This window comes from Streptomyces glaucescens, from assembly GCF_002154375.1.
In the GTDB taxonomy this organism is placed as follows: Bacteria; Actinomycetota; Actinomycetes; order Streptomycetales; family Streptomycetaceae; genus Streptomyces; species Streptomyces glaucescens.
In genome coordinates this window covers 1-7777 of the sequence record NZ_MUND01000116.1, presented here as the reverse complement: position 1 = coordinate 7777, position 7777 = coordinate 1, and the positions used below count along the sequence as shown (strand labels likewise).

Below are 7777 nucleotides of genomic sequence, written 5' to 3'. Positions count from 1 at the left end.
GGGTCGAGGGGGGAGTCTTCAGCACGTGGGAAACGCTAGTCTCCGGTGCGAACGCGCCGCATCGGACCTCGGCCCGAGGCGGGTCCTAGGGCCGGAGGCGGACATCATGCAAGGCGGACTTGTGCGCAACGTGGTCATTCGTGCAAACCATGCGTTCGGTGAACGGACGGGGAGAACGCAGAAACCCCACCCAATTGTTCACGTTCTACTGTGACTTGAGTCACAAGGGGCGTTAATTGTTGACCCTGTGTACCGAGTGGGCAGCGCGCTGTGATTCAGTGGCGGGGGATACAAGGGCGACCACCCTGTAATGGCGCCGGAGGCGACCAGCGCCGAAGACAACCCTCATGATTCGCTGCGAGGTTTCGGGGGGAGGGCGAGCATGGAGACCGAGTCGGAACCGTATGTCCGTCTTGCGTCCCTGCGGCAGCTGCACCAGGTCATGGCGGACATGAACACCGCACGCAGCCTGGCCGACACACTGCAGACCGTCGCGGACGGCGTCGTCACCGCCCTCGGGTACGAGCTGGCGTGCGTGAACCTGGTCCGCCCCGACGGTGACCTCGTCGTGGCCGCCTTCTCCGGGAACCCCGCCGCCGAGGCGCTGATCACCGGCCGGGTCGGCTCGCGCGCCTCCTGGGAACGCCGGCTGAGCATGGGCGAACAGTGGGGCGACCTGATCTTCATACCCCACACCGAGGGCTGGGTGCTCGACGACGACGACGTCCCGCAGTGGTACACCGAGGGCCCCGCCCCCCGCTTCGAGGACGAGTGGCACCCCTCCGACCGCCTCTTCGCGCCGATGTACGCGCCCGGCGCCCAGGGCGGCGCCGCCTCCGGCGAACTGATCGGCGTCCTCTCCGTGGACCGCCCGCGCAACGGGCGGCGGCCCGGCGCCTGGGGCCGCGAGGCCCTGCAGATGTACGCCTTCCAGGCCGCCATCGCCATCAGCAACGCCCGCCTGCGGGCCAACATGCAGCGCGCCCTGGTCCGCCTGGAGCGCGAGCAGCAGGCGCTGCGGGCCAGCGAGGAGAGCTTCCGGCAGGCCTTCGAGTACGCCCCCTCCGGCATGGCCATCGCCGAGATGGGCGGCGACCAGCACGGCCGGATCCTCAGGACCAACGACGCCCTGTGCCGCCTCCTCGGCCGCCCCGCCTCCGCGATGCGCCGCTACTCCTTCTCCGACCTCGTCCACCCCGAGGACATAGGCACCCTCCTGCGGACCTCCGCCGAGGGCGGGCGGGCCGAGCTGCGGCTCGGCCGGCGCGACGGCAGCTACGTCTGGGTCTCGCTGCGCAACTCCGTCGTCGCCGACGCCGCCGACGGCCCCCGCTTCCTCCTCACCCACGTCGAGGACATCGAGGAACGCAAGCGCCGCGAACTCCAGCTCGCCCACCGCGCCTCCCACGACTCGCTGACCGGACTGCCCAACTCCGCCGAGCTGCGCTCCCGGCTCTCCGCCCGGCTCTGCCAGCGCCCCCAGTCCGGCCCCGCCGACTCCCACGACGCCGCCTACGGGCACCCCGCGTTCGAGGGCTACGACGGTTACGACCAGTCCGGCCACGCCTTCGACTTCCCGCCCGGCGACGGCTACGAGGTCGACGTCTACGACCACCACGTCCACACCGTCGCCCCCGAGGGCGACCGCGACGACGGCACCAAGGGCCTCGCGGTGCTCTTCTGCGACCTCGACGGCTTCAAGTCGATCAACGACCGGTTCGGTCACAACGCGGGCGACGCCGTGCTCATCGAGGTCGCCCGTCGGCTCAGCAACGGCGTCCGCGACGGCGACACCGTGGCCCGGCTCGGCGGCGACGAGTTCGTCATCCTCGCCGACGGCCTCGGCCGGGCCGACGCCCAGGACCTCGCCGTACGGCTGCGCAACGAGATCATCCAGCCGATCCGGGCCGAGGGCCGGGCCGTCCGGGTGGGCGCCAGCTTCGGCATCGGCTGGGCGCACTGCGGGATGACCGCGGACGAAGTGCTCAAGTCCGCGGACGAGCGGATGTACGTAGAGAAACGATCTCGTCCCAAACAGCACCGCCGTGCGGGATGAGCCGCAGGTCAGAGCGGTGGTGCGATCCGAGTCACCCGTTCGGGGCGGTGAGAGCGGGTAGGCTCGCTCTCTCACCACCGCATCGCATCCGTTCCGCACCTGCTTGAGGAGTACGAGGGATGACGCCCGGCAACAACGGCGCGAGCACGCCCGAGGACGACGACCCGTTCGGTTACCTCTACGCCGACGGTCAGGCCAACGGCGCCCAGCCGCCGTCCGGCGGTTACGGCTACCCGAACTCGGTCAGCAGGGTGCGCACGGTCGGCGATCGCCCGCGCGGGCAGCAGCACGCCACCTACGGGCAGGCCATACCGCCGCAGCAGGGCGGGCCCGGCCGTGCCAGCGCCCACTACGCCGCGCCGGAGACCTACCCCGGCGGCGCCCAGACCACCCAGCAGCCGATGCCCGGCACGCAGGGCGGCGGCCGGGGCCGCGGCCCCAACACCAAGGGGCTGCTGATCGGTGCGCTCGCGGTCGTCGCGGCCGTCGTCATCGGTATCGGTGTGGCCATGCTGAACAGCGAGGGCGACGACGACAAGGCGGGCGGCGGCACCACGCCCACCCCGACCGTCACGCAGAGCGGTGAGCCGACCCCGTCGGACAGCGGCAGCCCGGCCGCCGAGGAGGAGGAGCTGCCGGCCATCGACGCCAAGACGCTGCTGCTCGGCGGCGGTGCCCGCACCGCCTCGGACGTCAAGGGCGCCCAGGCCGACGGCGGCTTCTACGTGACCGGCTTCAACGCCGTCGGCGCCTCCGTCACCTGGAACGTCAACGGCATCCCCGAGTCCGGCAAGTACACCCTGTACGTCGGCTACGGCGTGCCCGGCAAGGACGCCAACGCCACCCTCACGGTCAACGGCACCGCCGCCTCCACGCCCGTCGACATGAAGAACTGGGCGAACGCCCCCGAGGGCGACTACGAGAAGGGCTGGACGAAGACGTACAACTACGTCCAGCTCAACAAGGGCACCAACACCATCAAGATCTCCTGCGAGCAGGGCAACCAGTGCGACGCCAACCTCGACCAGCTGTGGCTGGTCAAGGGCTGGGTGGAGTAGCGGCGGCGCGGCTCAGGCCGCGGTGGCCTCCGAGGTCACCGCGACCCCGGCCAGCAGCTCCTCGTAGGTGCGGCGGTCGAACTCCCCGGCCACCGGGGTGAGCACCGTCGCCGCCGACAGGGCGGTGGCGCGGGCCAGCCGGTCCGGCCAGGGCAGGTGCTCCACGAGCCCCGACAGCAGGCCCGCGACCGCCGAGTCCCCGGCGCCCGTCGGATTGCCGTGCAGCCGCGCGGGCGGGGCGGCCCGCCAGCGCCCCTCCGCGGTCACCGCGAGCAGTCCGTCCCGCCCCAGCGAGGCCACCACGGCCCGCGCCCCGCGCCGGCGGGCGTCCTGGGTGGCGCGCAGCGGTTCGTGGGCGCCGGTCAGCTCGGCCAGCTCGTCGGTGTTCGGCTTGATGATGTCGGGGCGGGCAGCGACGGCCCGGCGCAGCGGCTCACCGCTGGTGTCCAGCAGGACGGGGACACCGGCCGCGCGGGCGGTGCGCACCAGTCCGGCGTAGGCGCCCACCGGGACGCCCGGCGGGAGGCTGCCGCACAGCGCCACCGCGTCGGCGGCGGCCAGCAGATCGCCGTAGACCTCCTGGAAGGCGGACCACTCGGCGGGCGTGATGAGCGGGCCCGGCTCGTTCAGCTGGGTGGTGTCGCCGGTCCGCTCGTCGACGACGGCTATGGTGCGCCGGGTGGCGCCGCCGACCGGGACGAGCGCGTCACGCACGCCCGGCGCTGCGCTGAGCCCGTCCCGCACGCCGCGTCCGGTGCCGCCGCCCACGAAACCGGTGACCGTCACCTCGTGGCCGAGGGCCGCGAGCACCCGCGCCACGTTGACGCCCTTGCCGCCGGGGCGCTCGGTGACGTCGGTGACCCGGTGGGTGGCGTGGGGCCGCAGGGACCTGACGCGGTACGTGATGTCGAGAGCGGTGTTCAGCGTGACCGTGAGGATCACCTGGGCCGACCTCCCCCGAGTGAATGTGCTTGTCGAGACGTTTTCCGGAGGCTCGATCATGCCAAAGAGACGGCGGTCGGCCCAGTCCTGGAACACGCCGCCGTCCCGTCGACTCATGGACGGACTACCCCAGTTGTGGCTGAACCACCCACTCGCCGCGGCGCATCACGCCCGTCAGCTCGAAGTCCGCGTCCAGCAGCACCAGGTCGGCGTCCTTCCCGGGCTCCAGCGAGCCGATCCGGTCGGACAGGCCGAGCAGCCGGGCCGGGTTGGCGGACAGCGCGGCCACCGTGTCCTCGACGGACAGCCGGTCGACGGTCACCGCCCGCTTGAAGGCACGGTCCAGGGTGAGGGTGGAGCCCGCGATCGAGCCGCCCTCCACCAGCCGGGCCACCCCGTCCGCGACCTCGACCTCCAGCGGGCCGAGCATGTAGCGGCCGTCGCCGAAGCCCGCCGCGTCCATCGCGTCGGTGATGAACGCGACCCGGCCGGCGCCCGCGTGATGGAACGCCAGCTCCAGGGCGGCCGGGTGCAGGTGGGTGCCGTCGTTGATCAGCTCGACGGTGACCCGCTCGTCCTCCAGCAGGGCCGCGATCGGGCCGGGGGCACGGTGGCCGAGCGCGGGCATCGCGTTGAACAGGTGGGTGGCGACGGTGGCGCCCGCGTCGATGGCCGCCACGGTCTGCTCGTACGTCGCGTCGGTGTGGCCGACCGCCGCGATCACACCGTGGTCCGCGAGGAGGCGTACGGAGTCGAGGCCGCCCGGCAGCTCGGTGGCCAGGGTGACCATCTTCGCGTGGCCGCGCGCCGCGTCGATCAGCCCGCGCACCTCCGCCGGGTCCGGGTCGCGCAGCAGTTCCTCGGAGTGGGCGCCCTTGCGGCACGGCGAGATGAACGGTCCCTCGAAGTGGATGCCGGCGATGTCGCCCTGCTCGGCCAGCTCGCTGAGGAGCCCGGCGCGTTCGGCGAGGAAGCGCAGGTCGCCGGTGACGGTGGAGGCGACCAATGTGGTGGTGCCGTGGGTGCGGTGGGTGCGGATGCCCTGGAGGACGTCGTCGACGGTGCCGCTGGTGAAGCTGGCTCCGCCGCCGCCGTGGTTGTGGAGGTCCACGAAGCCGGGGACCAGCCAGTGGCCGGACACGTCGAGGACGTGGGCGCCCTCCGGTGCGTCGGCGGCGATGCGGGTGCCGTCGACGGCCAGCCGGCCGTTCTGCACGGTTCCCGTGGGGAGGACGAGGTGCGCACCGGTCAGGAGCAGCGGAGTCCTCTCCGTCGCGGGGTGCGGGAGGTTCGTGGCTGGTCGTGCCCCGCGGCGGAGCCGCTGGTCGATACTGTCCCGCACCCCTGGCGGCGTAGCCGTCACGTCGGTTCCTCCGTACTGTCCGTTGTGTCGAGGAGATCCCAGGCCAGGAGCCCCGCGCCCAGGCAGCCGGCCGTGTCCCCCAGGGCCGCGGGGACGATGGACGGCGGCTTCTGGAAGGTGACGCGCCGCCGGACGGCGTCCCGCAGCGGTGTGAACAAGGTTTCCCCCGCCTCGGCGAGCCCGCCACCGATGACGATCGTGCGGGGGTCCAGCAGGGTGAGGGCGGTGACCAGGCCGTCGGCGAGGGCGTCCACCGCCTCCTGCCAGATCCGGACGGCGTTCGGGTCCCCGGACATGACGGCCTCGGCGCAGTCCGCCGCGTCCGCGCCGGGGTCGCCGGCCGCATTCGCCCAGGCCTGGCTGACGGCGGCGGCGGAGGCGTAGCGCTCCAGGCAGCCGCGCTGGCCGCAGGGGCAGGCGATGCCGCCGGGCCGTACGACGATGTGGCCGATCTCGCCCGCGTTGCCGTGCGCGCCCGCCTCCACCCGGCCGTCGATGCCGATGGCCCCGGCGATGCCGGTGCCGAGCGGGACGAAGAGGAAGCGGTCGGCGTCCCGGCCCGCGCCGATCCGGCCTTCGGCGAGGCCGCCGGTGCGAACGTCGTGGCCGAGGGCGACGGGGGTGCCGGACAGCCGGGCGCTGAGCAGGTCGCGCAGGGGGACGTCGCGCCAGCCCAGGTTGGCGGCGTAGGCGGCGACGCCGCGGTCGGCGTCGACGATGCCGGGGACGGCGACGCCGGCGGCGGACGCGGGGGTGCCGAGGTGCCGCTCGCCGTGGGCGCGCAGCTCGGCGGCGAAGTCGAGGATGGTCCGCACGACCGCCTCGGGCCCGCGTTCGCGCCCGGTGGCCCGGCGCGCCTGGTGCAGCAGCGCGCCGTCCGCCCCGACCAGGGCGGCCTTCATCCCGGTGCCGCCCACATCGAGGGCGATGACGTGTCTCACGGGGGACAGTGTGGCCCGAGGACCCGGAAGAGGTCTAGTCCACTCGCGTGGTGTAGACCTTGTTTCCTGGGAGGTGTAGACCTCCCTACGGAATTCGGGCTGCAGGAGTCCGGAATCCGGACAGCGGAACAACGTGAGTCGACAGGGGTTGGGGAAGCGGTGCAGCGGCGCAAGGCAGGAATGATCGCGGTGGTGTCCGCACTGGGCATGACGGCGGTCCTGGGCGGCTGCGGCCTCACCGGGGACTCCGGTGACGTGACCCTGCGGCTGGTCGCCGCCGACTACGGCGACAGCGCGGCCAACAGCTCCAAGAAGTACTGGAGCGAGCTGGTCGAGAAGTACGAGGCCGCCCATCCCGGGGTGAAGATCGAGGTCAGCGTCTACTCCTGGAACGACGTCGACCGCAAGGTCAAGGAGATGGTCGAGGCCGGCGACGCCCCCGACATGGCGCAGATCGGCGCCTACGCCGACTACGCGGACGCCGGACTCCTCTACCCGGCCGACGAACTGCTCTCCATCCCCGTACAGGCCGACTTCGCCGGCCAGCTCGCCACCGCCGGGCAGATCGACGGCGCGCAGTACGGGATGCCGTTCGCGGCCTCCACCCGGCTGCTCTTCTACAACAAGACCCTCTTCGCCGAGGCCGGCCTCACCCCGCCCACCACCTGGGAGGAGCTGGCCGACGCCGCCGCCGCGCTGAAGGCGGAGGGCGTGAAGTACCCGTACGCGCTGCCGCTCGGCCCGGAGGAGGCGCAGGCCGAGACCATGCAGTGGCTGCTCAGCGGGGGCGGCGGCTACACCGACAGCTCCGGCGGCTACGGCATCGACTCCCCGGAGAACGTCGAGACCTTCACCTGGCTGCGGGACGAACTCGTCGGCAAGGACCTCACCGGGCCGGTCGCCCCCGGCAAGCTCAACCGCGCCGACGCCTTCGCCGCGTTCGCCGACGGGCAGGTCGGCATGCTCAACGGCCACCCCTCGCTGATGAAGACCGCCGAGAACAAGGGCGTGAAGTTCGGCATGGTGCCGATGCCCGGCGTCGACGGCGAGTCCAAGGCCACCATGGGTGTCGCCGACTGGATGCTGGCGTTCAGGCAGAACGGCCACAAGGAGCAGGTCGGCGAGTTCCTCGACTTCGTCTACAGCGACGAGAACGTGCTCGACTTCTCCCGTGAGTACGACCTGCTGCCGGTCACCAACTCCGCGTACGAGGTCATGAGCGCCGCCGACGAGGACAAGGCGCTCCAGCCGTTCCTGAAGGAGCTGCCGCTCGCCGAGCTGTACCCGGTGGGCAAGACGTCCTGGGCGCAGGTCGCCGCGGAGGTCAAGAAGCGCATCGGGCAGGCGGTCGCGCCCGGCGGCAGCCCGTCGGCCGTGCTCGGCAAGCTGGAGACCACCGCGCTCAACGCGGAGAGCG

At 72.5% G+C, this 7777-nt stretch carries 6 protein-coding genes; 3 read left to right on the top strand and 3 right to left on the bottom strand.

The annotated features are described in order from the left end of the window. Positions 1-382: 382 nt before the first annotated feature. Positions 383-2056 (top strand): diguanylate cyclase CdgB, encoded by a 1674-nt coding sequence (gene cdgB / locus CCN42_RS08525; RefSeq protein ID WP_086734256.1) that lies wholly within the window; start codon positions 383-385, stop codon positions 2054-2056. Positions 2057-2175: 119 nt separating this feature from the next. Next, positions 2176-3114, top strand: coding sequence for a CBM35 domain-containing protein (locus CCN42_RS08520; RefSeq protein ID WP_086734254.1), 939 nt, complete (start codon positions 2176-2178; stop codon positions 3112-3114). A 12-nt stretch (positions 3115-3126) separates the two neighbouring features. On the opposite strand, the gene CCN42_RS08515 is transcribed toward CCN42_RS08520, so the two are convergent. The 3 genes from CCN42_RS08515 to CCN42_RS08505 all read right to left on the bottom strand — a co-directional run bounded on the left by CCN42_RS08515 (position 3127) and on the right by CCN42_RS08505 (position 6360). Beyond that, on the bottom strand, positions 3127-4056 hold the full coding sequence (locus tag CCN42_RS08515; protein ID WP_086734252.1) for a 1-phosphofructokinase family hexose kinase: 930 nt from the start codon (positions 4054-4056) through the stop codon (positions 3127-3129). A gap of 124 nt (positions 4057-4180) precedes the next feature. Next, entirely contained in the window at positions 4181-5314 is a 1134-nt protein-coding gene (gene nagA / locus CCN42_RS08510; protein ID WP_086734260.1) for an N-acetylglucosamine-6-phosphate deacetylase, read from the bottom strand. A gap of 101 nt (positions 5315-5415) precedes the next feature. Continuing rightward, a complete protein-coding gene (locus CCN42_RS08505) occupies positions 5416-6360 on the bottom strand; it encodes an ROK family protein (RefSeq protein WP_086734250.1) in 945 nt (314 codons plus the stop codon). A gap of 159 nt (positions 6361-6519) precedes the next feature. On the opposite strand from CCN42_RS08505, the gene CCN42_RS08500 reads away from it, so the two are divergent. Beyond that, positions 6520-7777: extracellular solute-binding protein (locus CCN42_RS08500; protein ID WP_086734258.1), on the top strand; the 1258-nt coding region annotated here is incomplete at its 3' end.

What these genes read in the sequence shown, in the direction of transcription:
- cdgB (WP_086734256.1), top strand. Translation starts at nt 383, where the DNA reads ATGGAGACCGAGTCGGAACCGTATGTCCGTCTTGCGTCCCTGCGGCAG.
- CCN42_RS08520 (WP_086734254.1), top strand. Translation starts at nt 2,176, where the DNA reads ATGACGCCCGGCAACAACGGCGCGAGCACGCCCGAGGACGACGACCCG.